This is a genomic window from Bradyrhizobium sp. AUGA SZCCT0105, from assembly GCF_018129565.1.
GTDB lineage: Bacteria > Pseudomonadota > Alphaproteobacteria > Rhizobiales > Xanthobacteraceae > Bradyrhizobium.
The window spans coordinates 412,808-427,884 of sequence record NZ_JAFCMK010000002.1; the positions used below are offsets into that span (position 1 = coordinate 412,808).

Sequence of the window (15,077 nt, forward strand, 5' to 3'; positions counted from 1 at the left end):
CAGTGGTTAGGTCGCGCGCCATGAGCACAGCCCTCTCCCCCCTGCTTGCGCCGATGCTGTCGAGCGCCGCGATGCGCGCGGTGTGCGACGACGCTGCCACCCTGCAAAACATGCTGGATTTCGAGGCCGCGCTGGCCGGCGCCGAAGTGGCCTGCGGCGTGATTCCCGCGGCTAGCGCGGGACCGATCGCTAGCGCCTGCAGGGCCGAATCATTCGACCTTGCCGCGCTGGCCGATGCCGCGACGCGATCCGGCAATCTGGCGATCCCGCTGGTGAAGGCCCTGACCGCCAACGTCGCCAAGGCGGATGCCGAGGCAGCGCGCTATGTGCATTGGGGGGCGACCAGCCAGGACGTCATCGACACCGCGACCATGCTGTCGCTGCGCGCCGGCATCGATGCGCTGCTCGCCGACCTCGACCGCGCCGTTGCGGGTTTTGCCGGGCTTGCCCGCGCCCATCGTGACACCGCGGTGGTGGCGCGGACCTGGCTGCAGCATGCGCTGCCGATGCCGTTCGGCCTGAAGCTCGCCGAATATGCCGCGGCCCTGCATCGATCCCGCAAGCGCTTGCTGCGCCTGCGCCGCGAGACGCTGGCGGTGCAATTCGGCGGCGCCGCCGGCACGCTCGCCGCGCTCGGCAACAACGGACTTTCGGTCGCAGCAGCGCTTGCGCAGGAATTGGACCTGCCCTTGCCGGATGCGCCCTGGCACACCCACCGCGACCGCATCGCCGAGGCCGCGTCGGTGTTCGCCATCCTCGCCGGCAGCTGCGGCAAGATCGCGCGCGACATTTCACTGATGATGCAGACCGATGTCGGCGAAGCCTTCGAGCCCGCCGGCGCCGGCCGCGGCGGCTCCTCGACCATGCCGCACAAGCGCAACCCCGTCGCCGCCGCGAGCGCGCTGGGGGCTGCGACCATGGCGCCGAACCTCGCTGCCACGATCTTCGCAGCGCAGGTGCAGGACCATGAGCGCAGCGCCGGCCCGTGGCATGCGGAATGGCCGACATTGCCGGGCCTGATGCTGGTGACCTCGGGCGCGCTTGCCGCCATCGTCGATCTCGCCGAAGGCCTCGAGGTCGATGCGGCGCGGATGCGCGCCAATCTCGATGCGACCCACGGGCTGATCATGGCGGAAGCCGTCACCTTTGCGCTCGCCGAAAAGATCGGCAAGGGCGACGCCCATCATCTGATCGAAGCCGCGAGCAAGAAGGCGGTCGCCGAGAAGAAGCATTTGCGCGACGTGCTGTCGGCGGATGCGACGGTCACCGCGCATCTCGACGCCAAGAAAATCGCGGGGCTGTTCGAGCCGATGGCCTATCAGGGCGCCTCGCAGGCGCTGATCGACCGTTTGCTGGCTTCACTGGACGAGAAATAGCGAAGGTGTCATTGCCGGGCTTGACCCGGCAATCCATCATCGCAAAGAGACTCATTCTCGATGGATGCGCGGATCAAGTCCGCGCATGACAGAAGGGTAAAGACGATGCCGATGATCAACGCCGACGGATGCCTGCTCAACGTCCAGGTGGATGGCCGCGATGGCGGGCCGACCTTGATGCTGTCGAATTCGCTCGGCTGCACCCTGCAGATGTGGGAGCCGCAGATGCGGGCGCTGACGCAGATGTTCCGCGTCATCCGTTACGACCGGCGCGGCCACGGCAAATCCGGCGTGCCGGCGGGCCCTTACTCGATGGAGCGGTTCGGCCGCGACGTGCTTGCGATCCTCGACGACCTCAATATCGAGAAGGTGCACTGGTGCGGCCTGTCGATGGGCGGCATGGTCGGACAGTGGTTAGGGGCCAACGCGCCTGAAAGATTCGGCAAGATCATCCTCGCCAACACCGCCTGCTACTATCCCGATCCGACCAACTGGCTGAACCGCATCAAGGCGGTGAAGCAAGGCGGCATCGCGGCCGTCGCCGACACCGTCATCGCGGGCTGGCTGACCGCCGACTTCCGCGAGCGCGAGCCCGAGACCGCGGCACGCATGAAGGCGATGCTGCTGGCCTCTCCCGTCGAAGGCTATCTCGCCTGCTGCGAGGCGCTGTCGACGCTCGACCAGCGCGCGCTGTTGCCCCGGATCAAGAGCCCGACCCTGGTGATCGCGGGAAAGCAGGACATGGCGACGCCGGTGTCGGCGGGTGAGATGATCCGCAGCGGCATTCCCGGCGCCAGCATGACGCTGCTCGATGCCGCGCACATCTCCAATGTCGAGCAGTCGCACGCCTTCACCGAAGCCGTGGTCGGCTTCCTGACGCAACGCTGACCACGACGCCGTAGCCCGGATGGAGCGAAGCGAAATCCGGGACAAGTATCGAGACGAACGCCGAACCCCGGATTACGCTTCGCTCCATCCGGGCTACGATTCCAAATGCACAACAGCATCATTGCGAGAAACGAAGCGACGAAGCAATCCATCCTTCCGCATAGGCGGCCCCATGGATTGCTTCGCTGCTCGCAATGACGGGAGGAGACATCAATGGACGACAATCAGCGCCGCGATGACGGCATGACGCAGCGCCGCAAGGTGCTTGGCAATGAATGGGTCGACAAGTCGATCAAGAACCGCAACGCGTTCAACACCGACTTCCAGGACCTGATCACGCGCTATGCGTGGGGCGATATCTGGACCCGGCCGCATTTCGATCACCGCACGCGCCGCGTGCTGGTGATCGGCACCATGGTCGCGCTCGGCCAGTGGGACGAGTTCCGCCTGCATGTGCGCGCAGCGCTCAGCGAAGGCGGCTTCACGCCTGAGGACATCAAGGAGATCCTGCTGCAGCAGGCGATCTATTGCGGCGTGCCCGCCGCCAATCACGCCGTCAAGGAAGCCGGCGCGATCATTGCCGAACTAGGGCTGCTGAAGGGATAGTTCGCTCGCCGGTGTGCTGGCCTCGGCGGCCGGCGCCTCGGTAGCGGGCTTCGGCGAGGTCTCGAGCAGCATCACGATCGCGGTGCCGAGCAGCATCAGAAGCTCGGCCGCATGCATCCGCAACGCTTCGATCTCGCCGACCTTGGATGCCATCATCATGCTGGCAAAACTCAGCACGCTGCCGAGGCAGAGCGCCACCGCCAGCGCCTCGTCCGCGCCGCTGCTGGTCTTGCGGAGCGGCGAGAACGCGGCCATCGCGAGGAAGACCGCGAAGAACGCCACCACGGTGATCCGCGCCAGCGCCAGCAGCCATGCCAGCCGCACCGTCGCCATCTTGCCGAGGTGCAGATAGTCGTTGGCATAGAACGCGATCGACACGCTCGGCCTCTCATAGAGGCCGTGGATCGGCGACACCATGATGCTGAAGGCGATGATGGTCCAGACCGGAATGAAATAGGCCGCAAGCAGCGCGCCGTTGAAGGAGCTGATCCGCCAGTTGCTCGACATTGCCGCTTCCCGCTTCTCTCCGGCGCCTTTGGGATCGGCGACGGTTCAGCCTGCGAGGTAACGCCGATCGATTGTCGGCAGCAATTTAAACCCTTTGTTAAGGTTAAGCGCGGTGCGATGGTTCCGGATCGATGCGATCGGCCCCGGCCAGGAGGACCTGCGCCGGCCGAGATAAAGGGGGTAAAATGACCGAAAGAACCCGCGTTTTCGTCGCGACGCCCTGCTTCGGCGGCGACCTGAAGATGGCCTATGTGCTGTCCGCCCTGAAGCTTCAGGCTGCGGCCACTGCCCGGGGCATCGACATCCAGTTCCACCTGATCGGAAACGAATCGCTGATCGTGCGCGCCCGGAACGAACTGGCCCACCAGTTCCTTGTATCCGGCGCCAGCCATCTGCTGTTCATCGATGCCGATATCGGGTTCGAACCCGAGGCCGTGTTCCGGCTGCTGGATTGCGGCACCGATGTTGCGGCCGCGGCCTACCCGCTCAAGCACATCGATTGGGCAAAGGTGCAGCGGGCTGCGGAAGCCAAGCGCAAGAACCTCGCGTCTTCCTCGCTGGACTATGTCGTCACATGGGAGGGCGACCAGCTCACGGCTCGCGGCGACGGCTTCGCCAAGGTCCGATATGCCGGAACCGGCTTCCTGATGATGAAACGATCCGCCCTCGTCAGGCTGTGCGACGCCCATCCTGAACTCAAATATCGGGCGAACCACAAGAGTAACGACTTGAACACCGGCGACCTGGTTCGCGCCGACCTCGACCGCGTTTCGCTGTTCGAATGCATGATCGACAAGACGACCGGCGAGTATTTGTCCGAAGATTACGCCTTCTGCCGGCGCTGGATCGATCTCGGCGGCGAAATCTGGCTGGACCTTCGAAGCGAGCTCACGCATTTCGGTTCATATGCCTTCCGCGGCCGCTTCGCCGATCAATTGGCCTGAGCGGAAAGCAGAAACAAATGAGCTGACAAAAGGGCTTCGCCATTCGGCGAGACCCTCTTGTTGCATCTGCTCAATTGCCCGGAATGAGCGCTCCGGATTGGGCTTCTGGCCCTGCCGGCGCGGATCCTGCTGCTCCCCGGGCTTCAGATTGCCGCCGTGGCTCGGCCAACACGGGTTCCGGCGCGATCATTGCGAGGCAACGAGGTGTCGACCCTGTGACATCGGAACCGCACCCGCCGAAGTAGTTATGTACAAGCCCTCTCTGCTGCTGCCACGCTGTTGCCGCCGCCGGGGTTCCACTGTTAGAAAATACCACGACGCGACGGATCAGGCTGCCGGGGGCCCTCGGCGCGTCACCCCTCGAGTTACGGCAGCGCATGGATTATTTCGCCCAGCAACTGATCAACGGCCTCGTGCTCGGTTCGATCTACGGCCTGATCGCCATCGGCTACACGATGGTCTACGGCATCGTCGGCATGATCAACTTCGCCCATGGCGACATCTTCATGATCGGCGGCTTCATCGCGCTGATCTCGTTTTTGGTGCTGGTGTCGCTCGGCCTCACCGCGATCCCCCTGATCCTTCTGATCGTGCTGCTGGTCTCGATGGCGATCACCGCGCTCTATGGCTGGACCATCGAGCGCATCGCCTACCGGCCCTTGCGGCATTCGTTCCGCCTGGCGCCGATGTTGTCGGCGATCGGCATGTCGTTCGTGCTGACCAACTTCTCGCAGGTGTCGCAGGGCGCGCGCGTCAAGCCGGTGCCGCCGATCATCACCGGCGGCTACACGCTGCATGAGGGCGCGCAAGGCTTCGCCGTGCAGCTCTCCAACGTCCAGATCATGGTCGTGCTCGCCACCATCGTGGTGCTGGCGCTGTTCACCTGGCTGGTGTCGCGCACCCGGCTCGGGCGCGACATGCGCGCGTGCGAGCAGGACCAGACCATGGCCGCACTGCTCGGCGTCGACGTCGACCGCACCATCTCGATGACCTTCGTGATCGGTGCCGCACTCGCCGCCGTCGCCGGCATGATGTACCTGTTGTATTACGGTCTGGTCGATTTCTTCATGGGCTTCGTCGCCGGCATCAAGGCGTTCACCGCCGCCGTGCTCGGCGGCATCGGCTCGCTGCCGGGCGCGATGCTCGGCGGGCTTGCGATCGGCCTGATCGAGACGTTCTGGTCGGCCTATTTCTCGGTGGAATACAAGGACGTCGCCGCGTTCTCGATCCTGATCGTGGTGCTGATCTTCATGCCGACCGGCCTGCTTGGCCGTCCCGAAGTCGAAAAAGTCTGACAGGCACTTCGTGAGCGCGACCTCAGCCCGCCCATCGCCCGCCGCGCAGCCCTCGGGCAGCGCCTTCATCCTCAAGAAAGCCCTGATCAGCGCATTGGTCGCGCTGGTGCTGTTCTCGCTGATGATCGGCGTGCGCACCGAGGCCGGACCGCAAGGCGGCCTGATCTACTGGACGCGGTTCGGCGACCTCGCCGCCCTCGTCGGCACGGTGTTCGGCGGCAGCATCATTGTCGAGCTGCTGCGGCAATGGTGGGGACCGGTCGACAAGGACAGCATCGTGCCGAAGCCGGTGCAATCGGCGATATCGTTCGCCGGACGATGGCTGGCGCCTGCGCTCCTGGTGTTCGCGTTCCTCGTGCCTGTCATCTTCTACAACCAGCGCTACATTCTCGACCTGTCGATCCTGGTCCTGACCTATGTGATGCTTGGGTGGGGCTTGAACGTCGTGGTCGGCCTCGCCGGCCTGCTCGACCTCGGCTATGTCGCGTTCTATGCGGTCGGCGCCTATTCCTACGCGCTGCTTGCGACCAATTTCGGATTGTCGTTCTGGGTCTGCCTGCCGCTCGCCGGCATCCTGGCGGCGTTCTGGGGCGTGCTGCTCGGCTTCCCGGTGCTGCGGCTGCGCGGCGATTATCTGGCGATCGTGACGCTCGCCTTCGGCGAGATCATCCGCCTCGTCATCATCAACTGGCAAAGCCTGACCGGCGGCCCCAACGGCGTCTCGGGGATTCCGCGCCCGACCATGTTCGGCATTCCGCTGACGCCGGGCGACGACGGGCTCGCCGCCAAGCTCGGCATCGAGTTCTCGCCGACCCACCGCCTCGTCTTCCTGTTCTATCTGATCCTGGCGATGGCGCTGCTCACCAACTGGGTGACGATCCGGCTGCGGCGGCTGCCGATCGGCCGCGCCTGGGAGGCGCTGCGCGAGGACGAGGTCGCCTGCCGCGCGCTCGGCATCAACACCACGACCACCAAGCTGACGGCGTTCGCGACCGGTGCGATGTTCGGTGGCTTGGCCGGCGCGTTCTTCGCCACGCGGCAGGGCTTCATCAGCCCGGAATCCTTCACCTTCCAGGAATCGGCGCTGGTGCTGGCGATCGTCGTGCTCGGCGGCATGGGCTCGCAGCTTGGCGTGGCGCTGGCCGCGCTCGCCATGATCGGCGGCTTCGAACTGTTCCGCGGCCTCGATCAATACCGCATGCTGGTGTTCGGCATCGCCATGGTGCTGTTGATGATCTGGCGGCCGCGCGGACTGATCGGCCATCGCGCACCCACCGTGTTCCTGGAGCGCAACCAGGCGATCTCCTCCGACCTCGTCAAGGAGGGCCACGGATGAGCGGCGACCACATCCTCACCGTCGACCGCCTGATGATGCGCTTCGGAGGCATCGTCGCGGTCAACGAGCTCTCCTTTGCGGCCGAGCGGCGCAAGATCACCGCGCTGATCGGGCCGAACGGCGCCGGCAAGACCACCGTCTTCAACTGCATCACCGGCTTCTACCGGCCGAGCGGCGGCGCGATCCGCCTCGCCCATGATGACGGCCGCACCATCCAGCTTGAGCGGCTGAACGATTTCCGCATCTCCAAGCAGGCCAAGGTGGCGCGCACCTTCCAGAACATCCGGCTGTTTCCCGGCATGACCGCGCTGGAAAACCTGATGGTCGCCCAGCACAACGCGCTGATGCGCGCCTCGGGCCTGACCCTGCTCGGCCTGCTCGGCCTGCCGTCCTGGCGCGAGGCCGAAGCGCGCGCCATCGAGCTGGCACGGACCTGGCTCAACCGCGTCGGCCTGCTCGACCGCGCCGACGATGCCGCCGGCAATTTGCCCTATGGCGACCAGCGCAGGCTCGAGATCGCGCGCGCGATGTGCACCGAGCCTGCGCTGCTCTGTCTCGACGAGCCCGCGGCGGGGCTGAACGCGCGCGAGAGCGGCGGCCTCAACGAGCTCTTGCTGTCGATCCGCAACGAACAGGGCACCTCGATCCTCTTGATCGAGCATGACATGTCTGTGGTGATGGAGATCTCCGATCACATCGTGGTCATGGACTACGGCGTCAAGATCGCCGAAGGCACGCCGCAGGCGGTGCGCGACGACCCCAAGGTGATCGCCGCCTATCTCGGCGCCGACGAGGAAGAGGCGATCGCCGTGATGGAGAGCGGCACGTGAGCGCGGCAGCGGCAACCACACCCCTGCTCGCGGTGCGCGGCGTGCGTGCGGCGTATGGCAAGATCGAGGCGCTGAAGGGCGTCGACATCGCGATCAATCGAGGGGAGATCGTCGCCCTGATCGGCGCCAATGGCGCCGGCAAGTCGACGCTGATGATGACGATCTTCGGCCGGCCGCGCGCCCGCGCCGGCACCATCGAATTCGACGGCCACGACATCACCGGCGTGTCGACCCACGAGATCGCGCGGCTGCGCATCGCGCAATCGCCCGAGGGCCGGCGGATCTTTCCGCGCATGAGCGTCGCGGAAAACCTGCAGATGGGCGCCGACGCCACCGAATGCAGCGAGGCCGAACGCGAGGCCGGGCTGGAGCGCGTGTTCGCGCTGTTTCCGCGGCTGAAGGAGCGCGTCACACAGCGCGGCGGCACGCTGTCGGGCGGCGAGCAGCAGATGCTCGCGATCGGCCGCGCCCTGATGAGCCGGCCGCGCCTGTTGATGCTGGACGAGCCCTCGCTCGGCCTCGCGCCGCTGATCGCGCGCCAGATCTTCGACGCCATCCGCACGCTGAACCGGCAGGATGGCCTCACCGTGCTGATCGTCGAGCAGAACGCCAACCATGCGCTGAAGCTCGCACATCGCGGCTACGTCATGGTCAACGGCCTGATCACGCTGGCCGGAACCGGCGCCGAATTGCTGCAGCGCCCGGAAATCCGCGCCGCCTATCTGGAAGGCGGCCGCCGCGGCTAGCTCAGCCCTGAGCGCCGCCCTTGCAGCAGGATGTGGCTGATGCAGCGTCGATTTGCCTGAAAATTGCCGGTGACTTCGCCGCGAAATCAGCCGAGAATGCCGGCGGTTTTGGGGCCCGGCGTGCCGGGCCCTTCCGCAAGAGGCAACGACCACGAGGGACGTCTCATGAAATCACTGAAGCTGATCGGCCTGGCACTGGGCGCGTCGTTCGCATTATCGGCGAGCGCGTTCGCGCAAGACATCACCATCGCAGTCGCGGGCCCGATGACGGGCTCCGAATCCGCTTTTGGCCGGCAGATGAAGAACGGCGCCGAGCAGGCAGTCGCCGACATCAACGCCGCCGGCGGCGTGCTCGGCAAGAAGCTCGCGCTGGAAGCCGACGACGATGCCTGCGATCCGAAGCAGGCGCGCTCGATCGCGGAAAAGATCGGCTCCGCGAAGATCCCGTTCGTGGCCGGCCATTTCTGCTCGTCGTCCTCGATCCCGGCCTCCGAGGCCTATGCCGACGCCAACGTGCTGCAGATCACCCCGGCCTCGACCAACCCGCTGTTCACTGAGCGCAAGCTGTGGAACGTGGCGCGCGTCTGCGGCCGTGACGACCAGCAGGGCCTGGTCGCCGCCGACTACATCATGAAGAACTTCAAGGGCAAGAACGTCGCGATCCTGAACGACAAGACCACCTACGGCAAAGGCCTCGCCGACGAGACCAAGAAGGCGCTGAACAAGGCCGGCTTCCAGGAGAAGATGTTCGAGTCCTACAACAAGGGCGACAAGGACTTCAACTCGATCGTCTCGCGCCTGAAGCGCGACAATATCGATCTGGTCTATGTCGGCGGCTACCATCAGGAGGCCGGCCTGATCCTGCGCCAGATGCGCGACCAGGGCCTGCAGACCGTGCTGATGGCGGGTGACGCCATGAACGACAAGGAGTTCGCCTCGATCACCGGCCCCGCCGCCGAAGGCACGCTGTTCACCTTCGGCCCCGATCCGCGCAACAAGCCGACCGCGAAGGCGATCGTCGAGAAGTTCAAGGCCAAGAACATCGATCCCGAAGGCTACACGCTCTACACCTACGCCGCGATGCAGGTCTGGACGCAGGCGGTCGCCAAGGCCGGCAGCACCGACGCCAAGAAGGTGATGGACACCATCAAGGCCGGCGACTGGGACACCGTGCTCGGCAAGATGGGCTTCGACGCCAAGGGCGACATCAAGGCGATCGACTACGTCGTCTACAAGTGGGACGCCAAGGGCAACTACACCGAGATCAATCCGAAGGGCTCCTGAGCCTCTCGCCTGATCAAGTTAGAGAGACGAAACGCCCAGGTCCGCCGGGGCGTTTTTTTGACCGGATACCCGCAAGTCTTACCAACGTCCTGCCGCAGGTCCCTGCTCACGCGCGGTCAAAGGTTGCTGCATCCGCCGCGGCTGATATACCGGTTCGAGCAGCCAAAGCTCGGACAAGGCGCGGACGGACTCGATCGTGAAAAACCTTCTCACCGATATTGCCGGCGTCAGCGTCGGCCACGCTGACGACGCCGTGATCGCTTCGGGCGTCACCGCGATCCTGTTCGAGCGGCCGGCGGTGGCCTCGATCGATGTCCGCGGCGGCGGTCCGGGCACCCGCGAGGACGCGCTGCTGTCCCCGCACAATGTCGTCGAGGCGATCGACGCCATCACGCTGTCCGGCGGCTCCGCGCTCGGGCTTGACGCGGCCGGCGGCGTGCAGGCCTGGCTCGCCGAGCGCGGCCGCGGCTTTCGCATCCGCGATGCGGTGATCCCGATCGTGCCGGGCGCGATCTGCTTTGATCTGCTCAACGGCGGCAACAAGGCATGGGGACGCTTTCCGCCCTATCGCGATCTCGGCTATGCGGCGGCGAACGCCGCCTCCGACAATTTCGAGCTCGGCAGCGTCGGCGCCGGCATGGGCGCGACCACCGCCACCCTCAAGGGCGGCCTCGGCTCGGCGTCGGCTGTGACCGACGACGGCGTCAAGGTGGCGGCGCTCGCGGTGGTCAACGCGGTCGGCAGCGTCACGGTCGGCAGCGGCCCGTGGTTCTGGGCGGCACCGTTCGAGGTCGACGGCGAATTCGGCGGTCGCGGCCTGCCGCCCGCGTTCACGCCGGACATGCTGAAGCTGCGGCTGAAGGGCGGCGCGGACGCCACCGCCGCCGAGAACACCACGCTCGTCGTTGTGGTGACCGATGCGCAGCTGACCAAGCCGCAGGCGAAGCGCCTTGCGATGATCGCGCAGACCGGCATGGCGCGCGCGATCTACCCGGTGCACGCCCCGCTCGATGGCGACGTGGTGTTTGCCGCGGCGACCGGCGCAAAGCCGGTCGATCCACTGTTCGGCCTGACCAAGCTCGGCGGGGTCGCCGCCAACACGGTGGCGCGCGCGATCGCACGCGGCGTCCATTTAGCCACCGCCCTGCCCTTCCCCGGCGCGCTGCCGAGCTGGCACGACAGATTCGATTAGGCGCTGACCGAAAGCGACGACGAGGCCTGAGCCGAGATCGCCTGCGACTGGCGCTGGATCAGCTGCTCGATGAAATTGTAGGACGAGGTCGCGTTGCTGCCCGCAGAGGACGAGGTCGCGCTGCTGGTGGTGGAAGCCGCCGCCGCCGACGTCATCGACACCTTGGAGCCGTCGGCATAGGTCGTGGTGGTGGTGGTCGAGCCGTCGCTGTTGGTCACCGACGTCGAGGTCGCGCCGTTCAGCGCCTGCATCAGCGGATCGGAGCTCGATCCGCCCGAACCACTGCTGGCGCCGGATCCGTCAGTCGAGCCGCCAGCCGCGTGGTGATGGTGATGGCCGCCGCCCTTGTGGCCCTGCAACGCCTGCGACATCTCGTCGAGGCTGACGCTGCCGTCGCCATTGGCATCGAGCTTGGAGAACACGTCGTCGGCCTGCGCGATGTTGGTGCCGCCGGCACCGAGCGCCTTCTCGAATTCCGCTTTGGTGATCTGGCCGTTGCCGTCGGCGTCGATCTGCGAGAACAGGTCCTTCAGCGCGTCCGACCGGCTGGTCGGGGTCGCACTGGTCGAGGCCGTGGTCTGCGACTGGCTCTGCGCGTCGAGCAGCGCGCTCATGGTCAGCGGCGAAATCTGCGTGGAGCTGCTGCTGCCCGAACCGGTAGCCGAGCTGCTGCTGGTCGATGTCGAGGTACCGGTCGAGGCCGAGAACAGCCCGGTCGACTGATTTCCCTGCGTGGAGCTGCCGGTCTGTGTCGTCGACTTCGACGACATCAGCGAACTCAAAAGATCGATGGCGGATGACGCAGCGCCAATGGCAAATAACATGGCAATACTCCAACAAGGCCGCGCATGGCGGCTCAAACGCTTGGCAAAGGCGCAGCAAGCGGCGTGCCATGGCAAAAACCCAATAAAACCAGGCCCTGGCGCATCGATGCAGGTTCCGCGCACCCGGCAAGAGCTGCCGCCGGCGGCAGAATTTTCCGGCTCCGAGGAGCGGTCCGCTCGCATTGCCCGCCACGCGTCCGCGTGTTAGGCGGGATCACCCGTCGCCCCCTGAAGCCTTTCGGAACTGCGCTATGACTCAGTCATTCACCCCGCGTCCCCTCGTCATCGCCCCGTCGATCCTGGCGTCGGATTTCTCAAAGCTCGGCGAGGAGGTCCGCGCCGTCGACCAAGCCGGCGCCGACTGGATCCATCTCGACGTGATGGACGGACACTTTGTTCCCAACATCTCGTATGGCCCCGATGTCATCAAGGCGATGCGGCCGCACACCAAGAAGATCTTCGACGCCCATCTGATGATCTCGCCCTGCGATCCCTATCTCGAGGCGTTCGCCAAGGCGGGCTGCGACCACATCACGGTGCATGCCGAAGCCGGCCCGCATTTGCATCGCTCGCTGCAGGCGATCCGCGCGCTCGGCAAGAAGGCCGGCGTCTCGCTCAATCCGGCAACGCCTGTGAGCGCGATCGAATATGTGCTCGACCTGATCGACCTGGTGCTCGTGATGTCGGTCAATCCCGGCTTCGGCGGCCAGGCCTTCATCCGCTCGGCGATCGGCAAGATTTCTGACGTCAGGGCGATGACAGCGGGCCGCCCGATCGACATCGAGGTCGACGGCGGCGTCGCGCCCGATGTCGCGGGCCAGCTCGCCGCCGCCGGCGCCAATGCCTTCGTCGCGGGATCCGCCGTCTTCAAGGGCGGCACCGTCGAGGCCTACAAGACCAACATCGCCGCGATCCGCCATGCGGCCGCCGAAGCGCGCGGCGAAGCGATCTGATCAAAACAGCGTGGGCGGCGTGACCGCGGCATTCGCCGACGGGACCGCCGCCTCATCGTCATTCGTCGCTGGCGTCAGCCGCGACGGCCGCACCACGGTCACGGTGCACGGCGCTTCCCCGGCGACCTTGGCGGAGACGCTGCCGAGCAGCGCACGCCGCACCGAGTTCTGCCGCGCGCCGATGATGATGTGGTCGACCAGATTGACCGCGGCGAATTCCAGGATCGCGGCGGCGGGATCGATCGCCTCCAGCACATGCACGGTCAGCCGCCCCTCCGCGAGCCTGAACGGCCGCGCCCAATGCTGGAGCGCCACGAGGCGGTCGACATGCTTGTTCTGGCCCTGCTCGTCATGGGTGCGGTCGATCGCCAGGCGATTGAGCTTCAGCACGTTGACGCAGGCGAGCCGCGCCGAGGGCGACGTCGACAGCACCTGCTCGGCGGTGACGCGGATGGTCTCGTTCAGCATCGCGGTCCCCTCGCCGAGATCGAGCGCAACGGCAACGATCGGGCTCGATGCGAGCTGCGCTGCGACATCGGACTTCGGCTGCGGCGGCGCCGCGCCGAGATTGAAGCGGCGGCGCCACACCGTGCCGAGCGGATCGCGGTTCTGCCGCTGCGCCCGCGCCGTCAGCTTCACCTGCTCGGGATGGCCGAGATCGAACGCAAGCTGCGCCGCGGTCGGATAGCGCGCAGCCGGGTCGATCTCCAGACAGCGCAGGACGATCTCCTGCAGCCACGGCGGATAGTCGGGCATGAGCTTGCGCGGCGGCGTGGGATCGCGCCACAGCCGCCGGCGCATGCCGCGCAGGGTCTCGGTCTCGCCGAACGGACGGACCCCGGTGGTGAAGAAATACAGCAGCACGCCAAGCGAGAAGAGATCGCTGCGCGGATCGTCGCGCACGCCGAGCATGCGCTCCGGCGCCATATAGGGCGCGGTGCCGTAAGGCAGCCGAAACTCCTCCTGCAACAGGTCGGGCAGATGCTGGTGATGCGAGAGACCGAAATCGATCAGCACCACCTCGCCGCGCTCGCGGAACATGATGCTGCTTGGCTTGATGTCGTGATGGATGACGTTCTGCCGGTGCAGGCTGGCAAGCGCGGTCGCGACCTTGCCGCCGATCACCCTTACCTCCTCATACGGCAACGGCAGCGCGTCGAGCCGCTTGTAGAGCGTCTGGCCGGGGATGCGCTCCATCACCACATAGGCCTGGCGCTCGAAGTCGCCGGTGCCGAAACAGGCCGGCACGTGCGGCCCCGACAGCCGCGGCAGGATCATCTGCTCCATCTCGAAGCTGACGATCGCGGCCGGATCCTCGCCCTCCGAGGTGAGCGGCACCTTCATCAACAGCGGCACGGTGATGCCGGGATGGGTGACGCTCCACAGCGTCGCCATGCCGCCGCGATGCACGCGCTCGCCGATGGTGAAGCCATCGATCTCGGCGCCCGGCTGCATCGTCAGCGCCGCCATCGGCATTACCTGCCGCTCGAAAGACGATCGGCGAGCCAGAGCGGCAGGCCATTGGCCTTGATCCGCGCGGCGGCGGTCGCGACGTCGTAGGGGACGCGGTGATAGGCGATCTCGCGGCTGATGGTGTCGAACATCGCAAACGATGCCGCGGGATCGCCGTCGCGCGGCTGGCCGACCGAGCCGAGCACGGCGAGCCAGCGCCGCCCCGTCAGCAATTGCACCGCGACGCCCGCGGTCGGAACGAAGCTCGTCATCTTCGCAGTCGAGGACATCGAGTAGAGGCCGGGACGATGGATGTGCCCGCAGAAGGTGATCTGCAATTCGGTTGCCATCATGCTGCGCGCGGCGTCGGCGGTGTCGCGGACGTAGCGCCACTTCGCGGGGTCTGACGCCTCGGAATGCACGTAGAGCCGGTTGTCCTCCTCCCGCGACATCGGAAGCTCGGCGAGGAACTGCTTCTGCCCGGCGCTGAGCCGGCCGCGGGTCCAGTCGATGGCGGCCTGCGCGTCGGCATTCATGCTGTCGTTCGGTACGCCAATCGCATTGTCATGATTGCCGCGCACCGCGATCGCGCCCTTCGCGACGAGGTCCATCACCGTATCGACGGCCCATTCGGGATCGGCGCCGTAACCGACGATATCACCGAGGCAGATCAGTCGCTCGGCGCCGCGCGCACGCGCAGCGTCGAGGCAGGCGGCGAAGGCCTGCCGGTTGGCATGAATATCGGCAAAGAGTGCAAGCCGCATCGAGGTCCGCGCTGCTGATCCCTGCCCGATATCAAGCACAGGCGGCCCCGGGCTCGCAATCGGGCCAAAGGCATCAGGTG

15 protein-coding genes are annotated in these 15,077 nt (G+C 66.2%); 11 read left to right on the forward strand and 4 right to left on the reverse strand.

Annotation, left to right across the window (positions count from 1 at the left end; translation table 11 throughout):
* Positions 1 to 20: 20 nt before the first annotated feature.
* From JQ573_RS10985 to JQ573_RS10995, 3 genes are all read left to right on the forward strand, one after another.
* A complete protein-coding gene (locus JQ573_RS10985) occupies positions 21 to 1,376 on the forward strand; it encodes a 3-carboxy-cis,cis-muconate cycloisomerase (RefSeq protein WP_212309941.1) in 1,356 nt (451 codons plus the stop codon).
* A 105-nt stretch (positions 1,377 to 1,481) separates the two neighbouring features.
* Positions 1,482 to 2,264 (forward strand): 3-oxoadipate enol-lactonase, encoded by a 783-nt coding sequence (gene pcaD, locus JQ573_RS10990; protein ID WP_212309942.1) that lies wholly within the window; start codon positions 1,482 to 1,484, stop codon positions 2,262 to 2,264.
* A 213-nt stretch (positions 2,265 to 2,477) separates the two neighbouring features.
* Positions 2,478 to 2,870, forward strand: coding sequence for a carboxymuconolactone decarboxylase family protein (locus JQ573_RS10995; protein WP_173637433.1), 393 nt, complete (start codon positions 2,478 to 2,480; stop codon positions 2,868 to 2,870).
* Here the strand turns inward: JQ573_RS10995 and JQ573_RS11000 are convergent.
* A complete protein-coding gene (locus JQ573_RS11000) occupies positions 2,850 to 3,377 on the reverse strand; it encodes a hypothetical protein (protein ID WP_212309943.1) in 528 nt (175 codons plus the stop codon). The two genes, JQ573_RS10995 and JQ573_RS11000, sit on opposite strands and share 21 nt — an antisense overlap.
* A gap of 185 nt (positions 3,378 to 3,562) precedes the next feature.
* On the opposite strand from JQ573_RS11000, the gene JQ573_RS11005 reads away from it, so the two are divergent.
* The 7 genes from JQ573_RS11005 (at position 3,563) to JQ573_RS11035 (ending at position 11,004) form a co-directional block, all read left to right on the forward strand.
* Positions 3,563 to 4,321, forward strand: a complete 759-nt coding sequence (locus tag JQ573_RS11005) for a hypothetical protein (RefSeq protein WP_212309944.1) — start codon at positions 3,563 to 3,565, stop codon at positions 4,319 to 4,321.
* A gap of 377 nt (positions 4,322 to 4,698) precedes the next feature.
* Positions 4,699 to 5,616 (forward strand): ABC transporter permease subunit, encoded by a 918-nt coding sequence (locus tag JQ573_RS11010; protein WP_176530347.1) that lies wholly within the window; start codon positions 4,699 to 4,701, stop codon positions 5,614 to 5,616.
* A gap of 10 nt (positions 5,617 to 5,626) precedes the next feature.
* Complete coding sequence (gene livM, locus JQ573_RS11015; RefSeq protein WP_312011457.1) at positions 5,627 to 6,952, forward strand: high-affinity branched-chain amino acid ABC transporter permease LivM; 1,326 nt, start codon at positions 5,627 to 5,629, stop codon at positions 6,950 to 6,952.
* Positions 6,949 to 7,782: an ABC transporter ATP-binding protein gene (locus JQ573_RS11020; protein WP_176530346.1), complete on the forward strand. Its 834-nt coding sequence runs from the start codon at positions 6,949 to 6,951 to the stop codon at positions 7,780 to 7,782. The genes livM and JQ573_RS11020 overlap by 4 nt, the downstream gene beginning before the upstream one ends.
* On the forward strand, positions 7,779 to 8,528 hold the full coding sequence (locus tag JQ573_RS11025; RefSeq protein WP_212309945.1) for an ABC transporter ATP-binding protein: 750 nt from the start codon (positions 7,779 to 7,781) through the stop codon (positions 8,526 to 8,528). Before JQ573_RS11020 ends, JQ573_RS11025 begins: the two co-directional genes overlap by 4 nt.
* Before the next feature lie 165 nt (positions 8,529 to 8,693).
* Positions 8,694 to 9,812 carry a branched-chain amino acid ABC transporter substrate-binding protein gene (locus JQ573_RS11030; RefSeq protein WP_212309946.1) on the forward strand — a complete coding sequence of 373 codons (1,119 nt, stop codon included), beginning with the start codon at positions 8,694 to 8,696 and terminating at the stop codon, positions 9,810 to 9,812.
* A 196-nt stretch (positions 9,813 to 10,008) separates the two neighbouring features.
* Positions 10,009 to 11,004, forward strand: a complete 996-nt coding sequence (locus JQ573_RS11035) for a P1 family peptidase (protein ID WP_212309947.1) — start codon at positions 10,009 to 10,011, stop codon at positions 11,002 to 11,004.
* Here the strand turns inward: JQ573_RS11035 and JQ573_RS11040 are convergent.
* Positions 11,001 to 11,828, reverse strand: a complete 828-nt coding sequence (locus JQ573_RS11040; RefSeq protein ID WP_212309948.1) for an EF-hand domain-containing protein — start codon at positions 11,826 to 11,828, stop codon at positions 11,001 to 11,003. The two genes, JQ573_RS11035 and JQ573_RS11040, sit on opposite strands and share 4 nt — an antisense overlap.
* Before the next feature lie 251 nt (positions 11,829 to 12,079).
* Here JQ573_RS11040 and rpe point away from each other — a divergent pair, with 251 nt between their 5' ends.
* A complete protein-coding gene (gene rpe, locus JQ573_RS11045) occupies positions 12,080 to 12,781 on the forward strand; it encodes a ribulose-phosphate 3-epimerase (protein ID WP_212309949.1) in 702 nt (233 codons plus the stop codon).
* Here rpe and JQ573_RS11050 read toward each other — a convergent pair whose 3' ends face one another.
* Together JQ573_RS11050 and JQ573_RS11055 are read right to left on the reverse strand one after the other, a co-directional pair.
* Positions 12,782 to 14,251 carry a bifunctional serine/threonine-protein kinase/universal stress protein gene (locus JQ573_RS11050; RefSeq protein ID WP_212309950.1) on the reverse strand — a complete coding sequence of 490 codons (1,470 nt, stop codon included), beginning with the start codon at positions 14,249 to 14,251 and terminating at the stop codon, positions 12,782 to 12,784.
* 5 nt (positions 14,252 to 14,256) lie between these two features.
* A complete protein-coding gene (locus JQ573_RS11055) occupies positions 14,257 to 14,997 on the reverse strand; it encodes a metallophosphoesterase (protein ID WP_212309951.1) in 741 nt (246 codons plus the stop codon).
* Between the last annotated feature and the right edge of the window lie 80 nt (positions 14,998 to 15,077).

Bases quoted from the DNA above. Each gene is read 5' to 3' on its own strand.
- JQ573_RS10985 (WP_212309941.1), top strand. From the start codon at position 21: ATGAGCACAGCCCTCTCCCCCCTGCTTGCGCCGATGCTGTCGAGCGCC.
- pcaD (WP_212309942.1), top strand. From the start codon at position 1,482: ATGCCGATGATCAACGCCGACGGATGCCTGCTCAACGTCCAGGTGGAT.
- JQ573_RS10995 (WP_173637433.1), top strand. From the start codon at position 2,478: ATGGACGACAATCAGCGCCGCGATGACGGCATGACGCAGCGCCGCAAG.
- JQ573_RS11000 (WP_212309943.1), bottom strand. From the start codon at position 3,377: ATGTCGAGCAACTGGCGGATCAGCTCCTTCAACGGCGCGCTGCTTGCG.
- JQ573_RS11005 (WP_212309944.1), top strand. From the start codon at position 3,563: ATGACCGAAAGAACCCGCGTTTTCGTCGCGACGCCCTGCTTCGGCGGC.
- JQ573_RS11010 (WP_176530347.1), top strand. From the start codon at position 4,699: ATGGATTATTTCGCCCAGCAACTGATCAACGGCCTCGTGCTCGGTTCG.
- JQ573_RS11020 (WP_176530346.1), top strand. From the start codon at position 6,949: ATGAGCGGCGACCACATCCTCACCGTCGACCGCCTGATGATGCGCTTC.
- JQ573_RS11030 (WP_212309946.1), top strand. From the start codon at position 8,694: ATGAAATCACTGAAGCTGATCGGCCTGGCACTGGGCGCGTCGTTCGCA.
- JQ573_RS11040 (WP_212309948.1), bottom strand. From the start codon at position 11,828: ATGTTATTTGCCATTGGCGCTGCGTCATCCGCCATCGATCTTTTGAGT.
- rpe (WP_212309949.1), top strand. From the start codon at position 12,080: ATGACTCAGTCATTCACCCCGCGTCCCCTCGTCATCGCCCCGTCGATC.
- JQ573_RS11050 (WP_212309950.1), bottom strand. From the start codon at position 14,251: ATGGCGGCGCTGACGATGCAGCCGGGCGCCGAGATCGATGGCTTCACC.
- JQ573_RS11055 (WP_212309951.1), bottom strand. From the start codon at position 14,997: ATGCGGCTTGCACTCTTTGCCGATATTCATGCCAACCGGCAGGCCTTC.